This window comes from Shouchella hunanensis, from assembly GCF_028735875.1.
Taxonomy (GTDB): Bacteria; Bacillota; Bacilli; order Bacillales; family Bacillaceae_D; genus Shouchella; species Shouchella hunanensis.
This window is the reverse complement of record NZ_CP117834.1, coordinates 3,925,135-3,941,705: the sequence shown is the minus strand read 5'-3', so window position 1 is coordinate 3,941,705 and position 16,571 is coordinate 3,925,135. Positions and strand designations below refer to the sequence as shown.

The 16,571-nt window shown below is 40.5% G+C and carries 18 protein-coding genes; all 18 read left to right on the top strand.

The window, feature by feature from the left end; all coding sequences use genetic code 11:
• Positions 1 to 16: 16 nt before the first annotated feature.
• The 18 genes from sucD (at position 17) to PQ477_RS20125 (ending at position 16,569) form a co-directional block, all read left to right on the top strand.
• The gene (gene sucD, locus PQ477_RS20210) at positions 17 to 919 is read left to right on the top strand and encodes a succinate--CoA ligase subunit alpha (protein ID WP_035396954.1); all 903 of its coding nucleotides are present in this window, start codon (positions 17 to 19) and stop codon (positions 917 to 919) included.
• Between the two features lie 280 nt (positions 920 to 1,199).
• Positions 1,200 to 1,898: a DNA-processing protein DprA gene (dprA, locus tag PQ477_RS20205; RefSeq protein WP_274272764.1), complete on the top strand. Its 699-nt coding sequence runs from the start codon at positions 1,200 to 1,202 to the stop codon at positions 1,896 to 1,898.
• 98 nt (positions 1,899 to 1,996) lie between these two features.
• Complete coding sequence (topA, locus tag PQ477_RS20200; RefSeq protein ID WP_035396956.1) at positions 1,997 to 4,069, top strand: type I DNA topoisomerase; 2,073 nt, start codon at positions 1,997 to 1,999, stop codon at positions 4,067 to 4,069.
• A gap of 64 nt (positions 4,070 to 4,133) precedes the next feature.
• The gene (locus PQ477_RS20195; protein WP_148297334.1) at positions 4,134 to 4,352 is read left to right on the top strand and encodes a hypothetical protein; all 219 of its coding nucleotides are present in this window, start codon (positions 4,134 to 4,136) and stop codon (positions 4,350 to 4,352) included.
• The gene (gene trmFO / locus PQ477_RS20190) at positions 4,300 to 5,610 is read left to right on the top strand and encodes an FADH(2)-oxidizing methylenetetrahydrofolate--tRNA-(uracil(54)-C(5))-methyltransferase TrmFO (RefSeq protein WP_144559177.1); all 1,311 of its coding nucleotides are present in this window, start codon (positions 4,300 to 4,302) and stop codon (positions 5,608 to 5,610) included. Before PQ477_RS20195 ends, trmFO begins: the two co-directional genes overlap by 53 nt.
• 62 nt (positions 5,611 to 5,672) lie before the next feature.
• Entirely contained in the window at positions 5,673 to 6,578 is a 906-nt protein-coding gene (xerC, locus tag PQ477_RS20185) for a tyrosine recombinase XerC (RefSeq protein ID WP_144559176.1), read from the top strand.
• A gap of 23 nt (positions 6,579 to 6,601) precedes the next feature.
• Positions 6,602 to 7,141: an ATP-dependent protease subunit HslV gene (hslV, locus tag PQ477_RS20180; RefSeq protein WP_035396960.1), complete on the top strand. Its 540-nt coding sequence runs from the start codon at positions 6,602 to 6,604 to the stop codon at positions 7,139 to 7,141.
• A 33-nt stretch (positions 7,142 to 7,174) separates the two neighbouring features.
• The gene (hslU, locus tag PQ477_RS20175; RefSeq protein ID WP_144559175.1) at positions 7,175 to 8,578 is read left to right on the top strand and encodes an ATP-dependent protease ATPase subunit HslU; all 1,404 of its coding nucleotides are present in this window, start codon (positions 7,175 to 7,177) and stop codon (positions 8,576 to 8,578) included.
• Positions 8,579 to 8,599: 21 nt separating this feature from the next.
• Positions 8,600 to 9,379, top strand: coding sequence for a GTP-sensing pleiotropic transcriptional regulator CodY (codY, locus tag PQ477_RS20170; protein WP_144559174.1), 780 nt, complete (start codon positions 8,600 to 8,602; stop codon positions 9,377 to 9,379).
• Between the two features lie 351 nt (positions 9,380 to 9,730).
• A complete protein-coding gene (gene flgB, locus PQ477_RS20165) occupies positions 9,731 to 10,126 on the top strand; it encodes a flagellar basal body rod protein FlgB (protein ID WP_052008164.1) in 396 nt (131 codons plus the stop codon).
• A gap of 11 nt (positions 10,127 to 10,137) precedes the next feature.
• On the top strand, positions 10,138 to 10,569 hold the full coding sequence (gene flgC, locus PQ477_RS20160) for a flagellar basal body rod protein FlgC (RefSeq protein WP_035396962.1): 432 nt from the start codon (positions 10,138 to 10,140) through the stop codon (positions 10,567 to 10,569).
• Between the two features lie 9 nt (positions 10,570 to 10,578).
• Positions 10,579 to 10,878 carry a flagellar hook-basal body complex protein FliE gene (fliE, locus tag PQ477_RS20155; RefSeq protein ID WP_035396963.1) on the top strand — a complete coding sequence of 100 codons (300 nt, stop codon included), beginning with the start codon at positions 10,579 to 10,581 and terminating at the stop codon, positions 10,876 to 10,878.
• Positions 10,879 to 10,900: 22 nt separating this feature from the next.
• Positions 10,901 to 12,481, top strand: a complete 1,581-nt coding sequence (fliF, locus tag PQ477_RS20150; RefSeq protein ID WP_274272763.1) for a flagellar basal-body MS-ring/collar protein FliF — start codon at positions 10,901 to 10,903, stop codon at positions 12,479 to 12,481.
• A gap of 17 nt (positions 12,482 to 12,498) precedes the next feature.
• On the top strand, positions 12,499 to 13,506 hold the full coding sequence (gene fliG / locus PQ477_RS20145) for a flagellar motor switch protein FliG (RefSeq protein WP_035396968.1): 1,008 nt from the start codon (positions 12,499 to 12,501) through the stop codon (positions 13,504 to 13,506).
• Positions 13,499 to 14,281, top strand: a complete 783-nt coding sequence (fliH, locus tag PQ477_RS20140) for a flagellar assembly protein FliH (protein WP_186370619.1) — start codon at positions 13,499 to 13,501, stop codon at positions 14,279 to 14,281. Before fliG ends, fliH begins: the two co-directional genes overlap by 8 nt.
• Positions 14,262 to 15,587 (top strand): FliI/YscN family ATPase, encoded by a 1,326-nt coding sequence (locus tag PQ477_RS20135; RefSeq protein WP_060703991.1) that lies wholly within the window; start codon positions 14,262 to 14,264, stop codon positions 15,585 to 15,587. The genes fliH and PQ477_RS20135 overlap by 20 nt, the downstream gene beginning before the upstream one ends.
• Positions 15,587 to 16,033 (top strand): flagellar export protein FliJ, encoded by a 447-nt coding sequence (gene fliJ, locus PQ477_RS20130; RefSeq protein ID WP_035399096.1) that lies wholly within the window; start codon positions 15,587 to 15,589, stop codon positions 16,031 to 16,033. Before PQ477_RS20135 ends, fliJ begins: the two co-directional genes overlap by 1 nt.
• Positions 16,030 to 16,569, top strand: coding sequence for a magnesium transporter MgtE N-terminal domain-containing protein (locus tag PQ477_RS20125; RefSeq protein ID WP_060703993.1), 540 nt, complete (start codon positions 16,030 to 16,032; stop codon positions 16,567 to 16,569). Before fliJ ends, PQ477_RS20125 begins: the two co-directional genes overlap by 4 nt.
• The last annotated feature ends 2 nt before the right edge of the window (positions 16,570 to 16,571 follow it).

The window sequence follows — 16,571 nt, the reverse complement described above, 5'->3', positions numbered from 1 at the left end:
GGGTGGAGCTAGACAAATGAGCATCTTAATTAATAAAGATACGAAAGTGATTGTTCAAGGTATTACTGGCGCTACTGGTTTGTTTCATACGAAGCAAGCGCTTGAGTATGGTACGAATGTAGTTGGTGGTGTTACTCCTGGTAAAGGCGGCACTGAAATTGAAGGGGTTCCGGTTTTTAATACAGTTGAAGAAGCGGTAAAAGCGACTGGTGCGAATGCGACCGTTATTTACGTACCACCTGCATTTGCAGCGGATGCCATTATGGAAGCAACAGATGCTGAGCTTGATCTAGCAATCTGTATTACAGAAGGTATTCCAGTGCTTGATATGGTCAATGTAAAGCGCTATATGAAAGGGAAGAAAACGAGATTAATTGGTCCAAACTGTCCTGGTGTCATTACGCCAGATGAATGTAAAATTGGTATTATGCCAGGCTATATTCATAAAAAAGGCCATATTGGTGTTGTGTCTCGTTCAGGAACACTTACGTATGAAGCGGTTCACCAACTTTCAACAGCTGGTATTGGTCAGTCTTCTGCTGTTGGTATTGGTGGAGATCCGGTAAACGGAACGGACTTTATTGATGTGTTATCACTCTTCAACGATGACCCTGATACGTATGCGGTTATTATGATTGGTGAAATTGGTGGAACAGCTGAAGAAGAAGCGGCTGAATGGGTGAAAGCAAATATGACGAAACCTGTTGTTGGCTTTATTGGTGGCCAAACGGCTCCTCCAGGAAAACGTATGGGCCATGCTGGTGCGATTATCTCTGGCGGTAAAGGAACAGCGGAAGAAAAGATTAAAACAATGGAAGCGTGTGGAATTCGCGTTGCCGCAACTCCATCTGTTATGGGTGAAACACTCATTGAATCTTTGAAAGCAAATGACATTTACGACAAAAGTGTTACCCATTAAAAGGGTAAGAAACTCCTTGCAGACATGCAAGGAGTTTTCTCTAAATTTCTAGAAAGGACTGAGTGCCATCGATCATCGCTGTGCTCGCATCGTTCATGTACATGCCATTCTTTATTCCCAAACAAACGTATGGAAGCGTTTAGTAGCATGGGATCCGACCATTCAAAACATTTACAACGCCTCGGTAAATGAAATAAAGAAAAATCTTTTAATAAGCGAGTTAGCTGCTACAAAGCTCGTGCAATGGCTTAACCGATCTGATCCCTTCGAGTACCTCACTATGTTGCATCATCACAATATCTATCCACTTACAATTAATGATCCACATTATCCTTCTCTTCTCGCACACATTTATGATCCTCCTATTTTGTTATACTGTAAAGGGAATCTACAGCTATTAACGATGAAAAAAGTGGCCGTTGTTGGTTCTCGTACTCCAACGCTTTACGGTAAACAAGTAGTCAAAAAACTGTCGACTGTCTTAGTAGAAACAAATAGTGCGATTGTAAGTGGTCTTGCTAGAGGAGTAGATACAGAAGCTCACCAAAGTGCCATCAAGACAGGCGGCTGTACCATTGCAGTTACCGCTGCAGGTTTTTCCCATCCCTACCCACCTGAAAATCAAACATTTTTACAAAATACCTCTGCACAATCATTGCTCGTTGTAAGTGAATACCCTCCCCACGTGAAGCCACAAAAATGGCACTTTCCAACACGAAACCGAATCATTAGTGGCTTGTCCTATGCCACTATTATTATAGAAGCAAAGCGAAAAAGCGGTTCCCTTATTACAGCTGACCTAGCTCTGGAGCAAGGTCGAGAAGTATTTGCGGTGCCGGGTTCTATTTTTGCGCCAGAATCAGAAGGAACGAACTGGCTAATTAGTCAGGGGGCTTACTGTCTATACAATGAAAATGCTTTATTTGAATACATGCCAAACTTTATGTCGAATTCCATCGAACGAAAGCGATTTTCCTAATTAAGTGAAGTTCGGTTTGACAAACGGGGAAAGTCTGTTTAATAATGAGGAAGATTTAATTCATAAATAGAGAAACTAAGATGAGGGAGCTGCTTTACATGTCCGATTATTTAGTAATCGTGGAATCTCCCGCTAAAGCCAAAACCATTGGTAAGTATTTAGGTAAGAAGTATGTCGTTAAAGCTTCTATGGGTCACGTGAGAGATTTGCCTAAAAGCCAAATGGGCGTTAGTGTAGAAGAAAATTATGAGCCTCGGTATATTACAATACGTGGTAAAGGACCAGTGTTAAAAGAATTAAAGACTGCAGCAAAAAAAGCGAAGCGCATTTATCTTGCGGCTGACCCGGATCGTGAAGGGGAAGCAATTGCGTGGCATTTAGCCCATAGTCTTAATATTGATGAGCACTCAGACTGTCGTGTTGTTTTTAATGAGATTACGAAAAATGCTATTAAAGATGCTTTTAAACAGCCGAGACCGATTAATATGGATCTCGTTGATGCACAACAAGCAAGACGTATTCTTGACCGACTAGTGGGTTATAACATTTCACCGTTATTATGGAAGAAAGTAAAAAAAGGACTAAGCGCAGGACGTGTTCAATCTGTCGCTGTCAAATTAATAACAGACCGAGAAAAAGAAATTCAATCTTTTGTGCCAGAAGAGTATTGGAGTATTCAAGGACAATTTTCTTATGGGCAAGAACAATTTGAAGCCCGATTCCACAGTATAAACGGAAACAAAGAGACACTTTCTACCGAAGAAGACGTTAATCATGTTCTCGGCACATTGAGTGGAGCCAATTTTCGTATCGCTGAAGTGAAAAAACGTGAGCGCAAACGAAATCCTGTTGCACCGTTTACAACCTCTTCCTTACAGCAAGAAGCTGCTCGTAAGCTGAATTTTAGAGCAAAGAAAACCATGCTTATTGCCCAGCAACTTTATGAAGGGATTGATTTAGGAAAGCAAGGAACGGTTGGTCTCATTACCTATATGCGAACAGACTCTACAAGAATTTCTGATACTGCAAAACAAGAGACGTTTGAGTACATTCAGAAAAATTATGGCGAAGAGTATACGAAAAAAGAAGTGCAAAAGCAAAAGCAAGATAAGAAAACCCAGGATGCGCACGAAGCGATTCGCCCAACGTCTGTGATGTATGAGCCTAAGCAAATGAAGGAATATTTGTCTCGAGATCAGTTACGCTTATATCGCTTAGTATGGGAACGCCTTGTTGCAAGTGAAATGGCACCTGCTGTAATGGATACAATGACCGTAGATTTAGAAAATAATGGTGTTATTTTTCGTGCAAACGGCTCAAAGCTAAAATTTCCAGGTTTCATGAAAGTGTATATTGAAGGAAATGACGATAACAAAAAAGAAGAAGATCGTCTTCTTCCTGACTTGCAAGAAAGTGAAATCGTTGAAAAACAAGAGCTTAATCCAAATCAACACTTTACCCAGCCACCTCCGCGTTATACGGAGGCACGACTCGTAAAAACGTTAGAAGAACTTGGTATTGGACGCCCATCAACGTATGCACCTACCCTTGATACCATCCAGCGTCGAGGCTACGTTGCACTTGATGAAAAGCGCTTTGTGCCAACGGAGTTAGGGGAAATTGTATTAGATTTAATCGTTGAGTTTTTCCCAGAGATTTTGGATGTTGAATTTACGGCGAAAATGGAAGAAGATCTGGATAGTATTGAAGACGGACGAGATAATTGGATTGAGATTATCGATCAATTTTATAAAAGCTTTGAGAAGCGACTCGAAGTAGCAGAAGAAGAAATGGAAGAAGTTGAAATTAAAGACGAGCCAGCAGGGGAAGATTGCGAGAAGTGTGGCCATGAAATGGTTTATAAAATGGGGCGCTATGGTAAATTTATGGCTTGTTCTAATTTTCCTGATTGCCGAAACACGAAAGCCATTGTAAAAGACATCGGTGTAAAATGTCCGACATGTAAGGAAGGCAATATTGTCGAACGAAAAAGTAAAAAACGCCGCATTTTTTATGGGTGTGATCGCTATCCAGAGTGTGAATTTGTGTCATGGGATAAGCCAATTGCCCGTCCTTGTCCGAAGTGTGAAAACCTTTTAGTTGAAAAGAAATCGAAAAAAGGTGTATTCGTCGCATGTACTTCATGTGATTATGAGGAAGAAAAACAGTAAAATGTCGAAATTCATCGTTTTATAGTAGCTATTAGTTGAAATTAATGACTAAAGAGACTATGATATGAGTACGATCACAAAAGAAGCCTTCACTCTGCCGAAGAGTGGAGGCGTTTCTATGAACGAATGCCGGTTCATCTATACAGGCACAGCCGAAGAGAGAAGATGGAAAATAGAACGTACATACTGTAAAGAACGTTCACTAGTTATTGAATTAAAGGGGAATGAACATGACAGAGCGAAAAGAAATACACGTAGTTGGCGCTGGTCTGGCAGGGAGTGAAGCGGCGTGGCAAATTGCTCAACGTGGCGGTAAAGTAAGGTTGTACGAAATGAGACCTGTAAAGCAAACGCCTGCGCATCATACCGATAAATTCGCAGAGCTCGTATGTAGCAATTCGTTAAGAGGGAATTCGCTTGCAAATGCCGTCGGTGTTTTAAAAGAAGAAATGCGTCAATTGGATTCAGTTATTATTAAAGCTGCTGATGAAGCTGCTGTTCCTGCTGGTGGAGCGCTAGCTGTTGATCGTCATGATTTTGCAGCGAAAGTAACAAACTATGTCAAGGAGCACCCAAATGTAACCGTTGTTAATGAAGAGTTAACAACAATTCCAGATGGACCAACTATCATTGCAACTGGCCCTTTAACATCTAAAGCATTATCTGAGCAACTACAATCCCTAACAGGGGAAGAATCACTTTATTTCTATGATGCGGCTGCACCTATTATCGATGCTGAAACAATTGACCGAGACAAAGTGTATTTAAAAAGCCGTTATGATAAAGGTGAAGCTGCTTACTTGAATTGTCCAATGACCGAAGAAGAGTTTGACCGATTTTATGAAGCGCTTATTGCGGCAGAAACCGTACCGTTAAAAGAGTTCGAAAAAGAAATTTTCTTTGAAGGTTGTATGCCGATTGAAGTAATGGCTGGAAGAGGAAGGAAAACGATGCTCTTTGGTCCATTAAAGCCAGTAGGTTTAGATGATCCGAAAACAGGGAAGCGACCTTATGCAGTCGTTCAACTAAGACAAGATAATACATCTGGTACTCTTTATAATATGGTTGGATTTCAAACTCATTTGAAGTGGGGACCGCAAAAAGAAGTCATTCGAATGATTCCAGGTCTAGAAAATGCAGATATTGTTCGCTATGGCGTGATGCATCGTAATACATTTTTGAATTCGCCAAAGCTGTTGCGTCCGACTTATCAAACTCATATGCGTGACGATTTGTTCTTCGCTGGTCAAATTACAGGTGTTGAAGGGTATGTAGAATCAGCTGCTGCAGGTTTAACGGCTGGTATTAATGCGTACAAGCAAAGTGTTGGCGAAAAACTAGTTCCTTTCCCGGAGGAAACGATGATTGGTAGTATGGCTGCGTACATTACAACAGCGAACCCGGACAACTTTCAACCGATGAATGCGAACTTTGGTCTTGTTCCACCGATGAATGTTCGGATAAAAGACAAAAAAGAACGTTACGAAGCGTTAGCTCAACGAGCATTAGGGTCAATTCAGAATTTTATGAAAGATATGTGACTTTTGTTGCCTCTTGATCTGCAAATGTGTTAAAATTTATAAGTTCTAAGAAGGAGGACAAAGTGGTGGAGTCCAAGGAAGCGCAATGGCTGAGTTGGTTTGTTCGATATTTAGAAGTAGAAAAAAATTGTTCTGCATGGACAGTTACTCACTATTCGAAAGATATTGAACAGTTATTTACCTATTTGTCTACACATACGACTAAACATCTAGAAGAACTTGTTCATCAAGATGTTCGTTATTTCGTTAGTCACCTTGTTGATGAAGGCTATTCAAAACGTACGATTGCCCGCAAACTATCATCGTTGCGTAGCTTCGGGAAATTTTTAGAAAGAGAAGAATTTCTTACGATCAATCCTTTTTTACATGCGTATTCTCCTAAACAGGATAAGAAGCTACCTCGCTTCTTATACGAAGAGGAAATGGATCATTGGTTAGGGTTGCTACCAACAAATACTCCTTATGATAGGCGTGATAAAGCAATTATCGAATTGCTTTATGCTACGGGCATTCGCGTGTCAGAATGTAGTTTGTTACACCTTGAACAAGTTCATTGGCAAAGCGGAACGGTTCGAGTGTTCGGGAAAGGCCGGCGTGAGCGCTATGTTCCTTTTGGAAAAAAAGCTGAAGCGGCTTTGCATGATTATTTACAAGAAGCGAGACCGAAATTGTTAAAAGAAGGCGTGCAATCAACCGCGTTGTTTCTTAATAATAGAGGGAACCAATTAAGTGATCGAAGCATTCGGAAGATTGTGGAAAAAAAGATTCAACAAACAGCTGTACAAAAAAAAATAAGTCCCCATGCGATTCGGCATTCCTTTGCTACACACTTGTTAAATGGCGGGGCGGACTTACGAACCGTACAAGAGTTGTTGGGTCATCAGTCGTTAAAAACCACACAAATATACACGCATGTAAGTAAAGAGCGTTTGTATACAGTCTATAAAAATGCTCATCCGAGAGCCTAGTGCGAAAAAAGGAGCGCTTAACAATGGAATCTTTTCACGCAACAACGATTTTTGCTGTTTCTCATAAAGGGCAATTTGCGATGTCTGGCGATGGTCAAGTGACGCTTGGGAATGCTGTTGTTATGAAGCATACTGCCCGAAAAGTGAGAAAACTTTTTAAGGGCAACGTGATTGCAGGTTTTGCTGGTTCTGTTGCAGACGCATTTACATTGTTTGAAAAGTTTGAAGCAAAGCTTGAAGAGTACAACGGTAATTTGCAGCGTGCTTCTGTAGAGCTTGCAAAAGAATGGCGAAGTGATCGAGTTCTTAGAAAGCTTGAAGCAATGCTAATCGTAATGGATAAAAGCGATCTTCTGCTAGTTTCTGGAACTGGAGAAGTTATTCAACCAGATGATGGTATTCTAGCAATTGGTTCCGGTGGAAACTATGCTTTAAGTGCGGGGCGGGCTTTAAAGACGTTTGCTCCGCAACTATCGGCAAAAGAAATTGCAGAAGCAGCATTAAAGACAGCGGCGGAAATTTGTGTGTATACCAATGATCAAATTATTGTTGAAGAGCTTTAAATCTTAATCATGACAAAGGAGTGCGCGCAGTAGATGACTAGTTCACTAACACCGAGTCAAATTGTGGAACGGCTGAATCAATATATTGTAGGTCAACAAGGCGCTAAGCGTTCTGTTGCTATTGCTTTAAGGAATCGCTATCGTCGGACTCTTTTAGATCAAGATATGAGAGATGAGATTACACCGAAAAACATCTTAATGATTGGTCCTACAGGAGTTGGGAAAACAGAAATTGCTAGGAGACTGGCAAAGCTTGTTGGTGCACCCTTCATTAAAGTTGAAGCGACAAAGTTTACTGAAGTTGGTTATGTAGGACGAGATGTCGAATCCATGGTACGTGACTTAGTTGAGTCTAGCGTCCGGCTTGTTAAAGAAGAGCGAGTTGGCCTCGTTCGTGAACAAGCAAAAGAATTAGCTGATAAGAAGTTAATCAATCTTCTTGTTCCATCTTTGAAGAAAGAAAATAATTATAAAAATCCGTTTGAGATGCTGTTTCAATCTCCAGGGGATGAAGAAGATGAAGATGAGAGCAAGAAGGAAGAAGAAGATGTAAATCGTGCAAACTTGAAAAAGAAAATGTACGATAAACTTGTAAATGGCGAACTAGAAGATCGAGTCGTAACCATTGAAGTTTCTGAACAATCGCAAGGCTTCATGGATTTGTTTCAAGGTGGAGCTGGCATGGAGCAAATGGGCATGAATATGCAAGAAATGCTCGGGAATATGGTTCCAAAGAAAAAGAAAAAAAGACGTATGTCTGTTGCTGATGCGCGGGTCGTTTTAACAGAAGAGGAAGCGCAAAAGCTAATTGATATGGATGATGTGACGCAAGAAGCCATTAAACGTGCCGAACAAGTAGGCATGATATTCATAGATGAGATCGATAAAGTAGCGGGAAAGAATGATCAAGGGGCAAATGTATCACGAGAAGGTGTACAGCGTGACATTTTACCAATTGTAGAAGGGTCAACAGTTGTGACTAAATATGGAGCTGTGAAAACAGACCACATTTTGTTTATTGCAGCAGGGGCATTTCATATGGCTAAACCGTCAGACCTCATTCCTGAACTACAAGGTCGGTTCCCGATACGGGTCGAGCTCGGAAGCTTATCAGTTGATGACTTTGTCCGGATATTAGTTGAACCGGATAATGCGTTAACAAAGCAATATCAAGCTCTTTTGCAAACGGAAGGTATAGAAATTCATTTTTCAGACAAAGCTGTTCATAAGATTGCGACGATTGCAAGTCAAGTAAATCAAGAAACAGAAAACATTGGCGCAAGAAGATTGCACACGCTTTTAGAAAAATTGCTAGAAGATCTATCGTTTGAAGCACCGAACATCAACATGGAGCAACTGGAGATTACAGAGCAGTACGTTGAAGAAAAACTCGGAACAATTGCAAAGAATCAAGATTTAAGTCAATTCATATTATAGACATTTAAGGAGAGAATCGTAATGGATTTATTAACAAGAACAAGGAAAATTAACGAAATGCTACAAAAGACAAGTGGTCAGCACGTAAACTTTAGAGAGATGGCGATCACATTGCGAGAAGCAATTGGATCAAATGTCTTTGTTGTAAGTAGAAGAGGAAAGCTTCTTGGATTTTCAATTGAAGAAGAAATTGAAAATGATCGCATGAAAAAAATGTTAGATGATCGTCAATTTCCAGAAGAGTATACAGAAGGTCTTTTCAAAATTGAAGAAACTTCTGCAAATATTGAAGTGGACAGTGAATACACAGCGTTCCCTGTTGAAAATCGCGACATTTTTAAAAATGGCTTAACAACGATTGTACCAATTAAAGGTGGCGGCCAACGTCTAGGTTCTCTTATTCTTTCAAGATTAGAAAATCATTTCAGTGACGATGATTTAATTTTAGCTGAGTACGGTGCTACAGTAGTAGGTATGGAAATCCTTCATGAAAAGACGCAAGAAATTGAAGAGGAAGCAAGAAGTAAAGCGGTTGTACAAATGGCTATTAGTTCATTGTCTTACAGTGAGCTTGAAGCGGTTGAGCATATTTTTGAAGAGCTTGATGGCAGAGAAGGCTTACTTGTAGCAAGCAAGATTGCTGACCGTGTTGGTATTACACGTTCTGTAATCGTAAATGCGCTTCGTAAGTTAGAAAGTGCTGGTGTTATTGAATCACGTTCTTTAGGTATGAAAGGAACGTATATTAAAGTATTAAATGATAAGTTCTTAGTTGAATTAGATCGTTTAAAAGAAAACTAAATCGTTAAAGTTAAAGTGCTACAATCGTATGATTGTAGCACTTTTTTTGATGCGAGTAGAAGAGGCTGGAAAATAAGACCTATTTCCATTCGGATAGTACAATTTCCATTATTTTAGCAGAGTTAGAAAAATTTATATAGGTTTTTAGATGTGTACCCTTATTTATTTATAGGCATTTAGTTTTATTAAATCTTTTTGTACTTAGTTCTTTTTGCTCAAAATCAAAAAAAAACTAAAAGTGCTTAGACAAAAGATAAAATAACTAGTAAAATTTTATCATATGTAAAGCAACTGGAAAAATATGCTTATTTTAAAAGTTGTAGGTCTTTTTTAACGTGATTGGAGGGTATGATGTTTACGACACAATCGATTTCGGTTTTAGAAGAAGCGCTTCACTTTGCGGCTAATCAGCAGAAAGTCATCTCGTCTAATATCGCTAATGTTGATACGCCAGATTACAAAGAGAAGTCAGTTTCATTTCAAAATGTCCTACAAACGGCTCAGTCAAATTCTAATGAGTTTCAAGCGAAACAAACAAACGAACGACACTTGGCCTTTCCACTGCCACACTCTCATTCACTGGGATTACAAGAGCGAGTGCAACAGTATAATCACAATGGCAATAGTGTTGATATTGATAAACAGATGAGTAAGATGGCAGAAAATCAACTTTACCATCAGGCGCTTGTAGATCGGATATCTAGTAATTTCCAATCATTAGAAACTGCTATTAAAGGAAGTAGATAGGAGGCAACAAGATGTTCGATAGTATGAATGTATCAAGTTCTGCTTTAACGATGCAGCGTTTAAGAATGGACGTGGCATCAAGTAACATTGCCAATGCAGATACGACGAGAGCAGAACTCGTTAATGGGGAGTGGCAACCATACCAACGAAAAATGGTTGTACAACAATCCCAATCGTTTTCAAGTCATTTAAATCGAGCTAAAGAACAATTGAATGAAGGGGTAGTGGCAACGGGCATTGTTAATGACCAAACGCCTTCAAGTCTTATTTATGATCCTACTCATCCAGATGCGAACGATTTAGGATATGTGGCAAAACCGAATGTTGATATTGCCCGTGAGATGGTGGATATGACAAGTGCTACTCGCTCTTATGAGGCGAATGTCACGGCTCTCCAAGCAAGTAAAAATATGCTGATGAAGTCATTAGAAATCGGGAGGTAAGCTAATTCCATGCACATCCATTCCATGCAATCCCCTTTCCAATTAGGAATCGATCAAGGAACGACTTCTAAGCAAAGCGTGTCTACGAATCAATCGTTTCAACAAGTATTGACAGATGCTTTATCAAAAGTAAATGAAGCACAATTGCAATCTTCCGCTGCCACTCAAGCGATGGCGAGAAAAGAGCCGATTGACCTTCATGAAGTAATGATTGCGGCAAATAAAGCATCGGTTGCTTTACAAGGTACGTTGGAAGTAAGGAATAAAGTAATAGAAGCCTATCAAGAAATGATGCGCATGCAAGTATAATGAAACTCTATGTGGAGGCGTCATGAACGAAAAAGTAACGAACATAGCAAATAAGGCAAAGCTTCAATGGAATGAGCGAACAAAAATACAGAAAGTGTTACTTGTGGCAAGTGTATTCGTCCTAATGCTACTTATTGCCGCGCTTATTGCGCTCAGCTTTCGTACAAATTATGCACCTTTATACAGCAATTTATCGCTAGCAGAGGCTGGTCAAATTCAAGAAGTACTTGAAAGCAGAGGGGTTACAACGGAAGTAGCAAATGATGGTACAACCATCCTCGTTCCGGAGCGAGAAGTGGACCGTTTAAAAGTTGATTTAGCAGCCGAAGGATTACCGCAAAGCGGAAGCATTGATTATAGTTTCTTTCAAGAGCAAATGGGATTTGGGATGACGGATAATGAATTCACCGTCATTGAACGCTCTCTCATGCAGACAGAGTTAGCAGGGTTAATAAGCAGCATATCAGGTGTACAAAATGCCAATGTTGTTATTACGTTGGCGGAAGACAGCGTTTGGTTAAATTCAGGTCAAGAATCAGCTACAGCCGCTGTTGTATTGGATTTAGCTCCGGGTACAACCCTCGATCAAACTCAAGTAAAAGCACTCTATCACTTAATAGCAAGAAGCGTACCGAATCTACCAGTAGAAAATATCGTTTTATCTGATTCAAATTTTATGAGTTATACATATCAAGAAGAAGATTCATCATACGCAGCTGGTTCGTTTGAATCTCAAAGAGAAATTAAACAACAAATTGAAGCAGATTTAGAGCAAACCATTATGCAACTTCTTCATGCCGTTGTTGGACCAAATAATGCCATTGTCTCTGTCACAACAGATATTGATTTTACCCAGGAACAGCGAACAGAAGACTTAGTTGAGCCTATTAATGAAGAGGACATGGAAGGGTTAGCGGTTAGTGCAGAACGTATTACCGAATTTTATGAAGGTACAGGAGCTGGTGAAGGTGGCGTAGCTGGTACTGGTGATGAAATTCCAAATTACACTGGAACGGTTGCTGGAGGAGACAGTGAGTCAGAACGTACTGAAGAACGCATTAATTATGAATTTAACCGAATCCATAAAGAAATTATTGAAAGCCCCTATCGGATTCGAGATGTAAGCATACAGGCTATGGTTAATCCGCCAGAAGGAATGATGCAGCTTCCGGCTCAGCAAATGGACAATCTATCAGCAATGCTCAATACAATTGTTGAGACAACGATACCAGCAACGGTAGAAGAGGCTCCAGCAGCAACGAATCGAGTCTCCATCTCGTCTGTTCCGTTCGCTGAATCGGCCCAAATCGAAAATGAGCAACCTGCACAAGGCATTCCGATGTGGATGATCATCGCAGCTGTAGCGTTACTTCTGTTTATCGTCTTGCTTATTGTTCTTTTAATTCGGACTCGTAAACAAGCAGATACAATAGCGATAGAAGATCAGAGCACCCATTTAGATATAGAAGAAGATGAGCCCATCCGCTTTAATGAAAAAGAAGAGAAAGAAGAGAAAAAGCAACTGAAAGAGTTGAATCAATTAGCGAATCAAAACCCAGAAGAATTTTCTAAATTACTTAGAACGTGGTTGTCTGAGGATTAGTAAAGGAGTGTGATCGCTTGGCTATCGTACAATTAACTGGGAAACAAAAAGCGGCAGTATTGTTAATTTCGCTTGGCCCAGATTCAGCTGCACAAGTATACAAGCATTTATCGGAAGAAGAAATTGAATTGTTGTCACTTGAAATTTCTGCAGTTCGAAAAATTGATAAAGAGACGCAAGCGAATGTGCTAGATGAATTTAAAGCCATTGTTGATGCGAGAGAATATTTGTCGCAAGGGGGCATTGGTTATGCCCGATCTGTTTTAGAAAAAGCGTTAGGTGAAGAAGAAGCTGCTTCTGTTATTGACCGTTTGGCAGCAACCATTCAAGTCCGTCCGTTTGATTTTGCAAGAAAACTGGATCCATCGCAAATCTTGAATTTTATACAGCATGAGCATCCTCAAACAATTGCTGTTGTCCTATCGTATATTCCATCAAAGCAAGCTGGTCAAATTATTTCATCTTTACCCGAAATGATTCAAACCGATGTAGCGCGAAGAATTGCCATGATGGATCGCTCTTCACCAGAAGTGATCTCGCAAGTAGAGAAAGTATTAGAAGAAAAATTATCACAAACGATTACCCAAGACTATACAGAGGCTGGCGGGATCGAAGCCGTTGTAGAGGTGTTAAACGGAGTCGACCGATCCACAGAACGAACGATCCTTGATGGATTGTATATCCAAGATCCAGAGCTAGCAGAAGAAATTAAGAAACGAATGTTTGTGTTCGAGGATATTGTTACTCTTGAAAAGAGAGCTATTCAGCGTGTTATTCGAGACGTACAAAACGATGATTTACAGTTGGCCTTAAAAGTAGCGAGTGATGATGTGAAAGAATCGATCTTTTCAAATATGTCACAGCGTATGGCTGAGGCGTTTAGAGATGAAATGGAATATATGGGTCCGGTTCGTTTACGAGATGTAGAAGAAGCCCAGTCTAGAATTGTTGCGAAAATTCGTGACCTTGAAGATATGGGTGAAATCGTTTTAGCGCGAACGAATGGAGAGGACATCCTTGTCTAACGTTATTCGTGTAAGCACAGAGTTGTCTAAAAAACGAGCCATTGGTATCCAGCAAATAGAACAGAACCTTCCATCTGAAATTGAATCTAAGTCTGACATAGAAGTAGTTAAGACGTTGGACGATGACAGCAAGCAACTTGTCGCTCAAGCGAACCGAGAAGCTGAGGCTATTCTAATGGAAGCAAGAGCACGCGCTCAACAGATTGATGTAGAACTAGCGGAACGAGCAACCCAATTGGAACAACAATGGGAAGAACGTAAGCTACAAGCACAATCAGAAGGATATGAAACCGGTTTTAACGCCGGCGAATCTCAGGCGCTGTCGATTTATGAAGGGAAGTTAACAGAAGCACGTCATTTATTGGAGCAAGCTCAAGACGAAGTGGAGCAATCGATTGAAAGAAATGAACCGTTTTTAATTGAGCTGGCTCTTTCCATCGTAAGGCGTGTGTTAAAAAGTGAGTTAGAACATGAGAATACGCTTGCTACAATGCTCGCCCAAATTTTGCAAGAAGTGAAAGATATGGAATTAATTAAAGTGTATGTACACCCTTCATGGTATAAAAAGCTTGTTGATTCGAAAGCAGAGCTTCAGCAACAGCTACCAGCATGCCAAGATTTTAGAATTATTCCAGACGCTCAAAGGAATGAAACAGAATGTGTCATTGTTACGAATGCGGGGCGGCTTGATGCTTCTTTAGATACACAGCTACTTGAATTAAAACAACAACTAATGCGTGTGATAGGAAAAGACTATGTGGAAACAACTAATTGATCAAGTCGAGGCGAGCACACTTTATAAATGGTACGGACAAGTGAAGAAAGTGACGGGACTAACGATTGAATCGTCAGGACCTCGATCGTTTATCGGAGAGCTCTGTTATATATGGACAGGTCAAGATAAAAAAAAGAAGATTCGTGCAGAAGTTGTTGGCTTTGACCACGACCGTGTATTGCTCATGCCTCTTGATCGCATCGATCATATAGAATTAGGTAGCTTAGTGGAAACAACAAAACAATCCTTAATGATTCCAGTGGGACCTGCATTGATTGGGAAATTAGTAGACGGTGTCGGTACACCATTTGACCTCGCTGATGGGCACATAGATTCTTTTGATAGGTTTTATCCAGCTGACAGTGAGCCGCCTCCACCAATGACTCGACCTCGAATTAGTGAAACAATGAGCGTTGGGGTGAAAGCTATTGATAGCATGCTCACGATGGGGAAAGGGCAACGCGTTGGAATTTTTGCTGGAAGTGGCGTCGGTAAAAGTACGTTGATGTCAATGATTGCAAAACAGTCGGATGCAGATGTGAACGTTATTGCTCTTATCGGTGAGAGGGGCAGGGAAGTAAGGGATTTTATTGAAAGAGATCTTGGCCCAGAAGGATTACAGAAATCTGTACTGATTGTCGTAACCTCTGATCAACCCCCTTTACAGCGAGTAAAAGGTGCTTTAACCGCAACCGCTATCGCAGAATATTTCCGTGATCAAGGTCTGGCGGTTAACTTAATGATGGACTCTGTTACACGTTTTGCTATGGCCCATCGAGAAATCGGACTAGCGATTGGTGAGCCCCCAACTTCCAAAGGGTATCCACCATCTGTGTTTGCAAAGTTACCGCAATTATTAGAGCGAGCAGGTACGAGTGAAAAAGGGACCATTACCGCATTTTACACTGTCTTAGTTGACGGGGATGACATGAATGAGCCAATTGCAGATGCTGTCCGTGGTATTTTAGATGGGCATTTTATTCTTGATCGAGGTTTGGCAAACAAAGGACAGTTTCCAGCAATTCATTTGTTGAAAAGTGTTAGTCGTTTAATGAGTGAGTTAGTAAGCGACGATCATGCTCAAGCTGCAAAAGAAATGAGACGCTGGCTTGCTGATTATGAAGAAACAGAAGATTTAATACAGCTTGGTGCCTATAAGCAGGGTGCGTCGCCGGCAATCGACCGTGCGATTGAAGCGATGCCGCAGCTGTTGCAGTTTTTGTCACAGCGCTCTGGCGAATGTTATGATTTCTCGTCTACATTCGCCGAAATGATGCACTTAGTGAAAGGAGTAAAGAAAGAATAATGACATTTTCATTTTCTCTTCAACAAGTAATGGATGTGAAGAAACATGATCAAATCCAAGCAAAAAAACAAGTCGACTTGGCACGAGCTTCTTTCGAACGTACGGCAACGTCTTTATATGAACGATTGAAAGAGAAAGAAACGCTTGAGAAATCAGTTCATTCAAATCAAGCTGTAGGAATGAAAGTGAGTGAGTGTGTACAAATGTCGCTTTATCTTTCACAGCTAGAGAAGGCTATTATGAAAATTAAAGAAGAAACAGATCAAGCACGAGTGGAAATGCAGAGACAAGAAGAACGGTATCAATTTACTGCGCGTTCACACAAGCAATTTGAACGGTTAAAAGAAAGACAAGCACAGCAATACGAGCAGGATGAACGGAAACGTGAACAACAGCAAATGGATGAAATAAGTGTAAATCAGTTTAATCGGGCTTTAATCGGATGAAGAAAGACAAGCGGAAACAATCAAAAATGCTTCTCGTCTCTATATTTGTACCGTTCATTCTGCTGCTCATTGTTGGCTATATTTATATAGGTCCATTATTTGGCTTACCAAGCGCAGGATCTCTGTTCCAGGAAAATCGTTCTGATGTGGATCAGGCAGTTGAAGAAACGATAGCAGAGTTGGAACAAGAAATCATACAATTACAAACACAGCTTCGTGAAACAGAAAATGAATTAGCGGTAATGAGTAGTACTTCGCAAGCGTCAGAAGAAGAAACTAGTGTACAGGAAACAGCTACCGTTCCGGAGCAAGTGAATGTGAATACCGAACAGGAGAACCGACTCCGTTCTGTTGTAAATACATATAAAGAAATGTCATCTAAGCGGGCAGCAGCGATTATCGATGAACTCCCCTTTGAGGAAGCGTTCGCACATGTACAAGCAATGGATGAATCACTAAGAGCTTCAATCATAGGACGTTTACCGGCTGAAAAAGGAGCTGAATTAATAGAACGATTAGCGAATGAGGGTGGCTAAGA

Coding starts and splice junctions, on each gene's coding strand:
- sucD (WP_035396954.1), top strand. CDS start 17: ATGAGCATCTTAATTAATAAAGATACGAAAGTGATTGTTCAAGGTATT.
- dprA (WP_274272764.1), top strand. CDS start 1,200: ATGTTGCATCATCACAATATCTATCCACTTACAATTAATGATCCACAT.
- topA (WP_035396956.1), top strand. CDS start 1,997: ATGTCCGATTATTTAGTAATCGTGGAATCTCCCGCTAAAGCCAAAACC.
- PQ477_RS20195 (WP_148297334.1), top strand. CDS start 4,134: ATGAGTACGATCACAAAAGAAGCCTTCACTCTGCCGAAGAGTGGAGGC.
- trmFO (WP_144559177.1), top strand. CDS start 4,300: ATGACAGAGCGAAAAGAAATACACGTAGTTGGCGCTGGTCTGGCAGGG.
- hslV (WP_035396960.1), top strand. CDS start 6,602: ATGGAATCTTTTCACGCAACAACGATTTTTGCTGTTTCTCATAAAGGG.
- hslU (WP_144559175.1), top strand. CDS start 7,175: ATGACTAGTTCACTAACACCGAGTCAAATTGTGGAACGGCTGAATCAA.
- codY (WP_144559174.1), top strand. CDS start 8,600: ATGGATTTATTAACAAGAACAAGGAAAATTAACGAAATGCTACAAAAG.
- flgB (WP_052008164.1), top strand. CDS start 9,731: ATGTTTACGACACAATCGATTTCGGTTTTAGAAGAAGCGCTTCACTTT.
- flgC (WP_035396962.1), top strand. CDS start 10,138: ATGTTCGATAGTATGAATGTATCAAGTTCTGCTTTAACGATGCAGCGT.
- fliE (WP_035396963.1), top strand. CDS start 10,579: ATGCACATCCATTCCATGCAATCCCCTTTCCAATTAGGAATCGATCAA.
- fliF (WP_274272763.1), top strand. CDS start 10,901: ATGAACGAAAAAGTAACGAACATAGCAAATAAGGCAAAGCTTCAATGG.
- PQ477_RS20135 (WP_060703991.1), top strand. CDS start 14,262: ATGTGGAAACAACTAATTGATCAAGTCGAGGCGAGCACACTTTATAAA.
- fliJ (WP_035399096.1), top strand. CDS start 15,587: ATGACATTTTCATTTTCTCTTCAACAAGTAATGGATGTGAAGAAACAT.
- PQ477_RS20125 (WP_060703993.1), top strand. CDS start 16,030: ATGAAGAAAGACAAGCGGAAACAATCAAAAATGCTTCTCGTCTCTATA.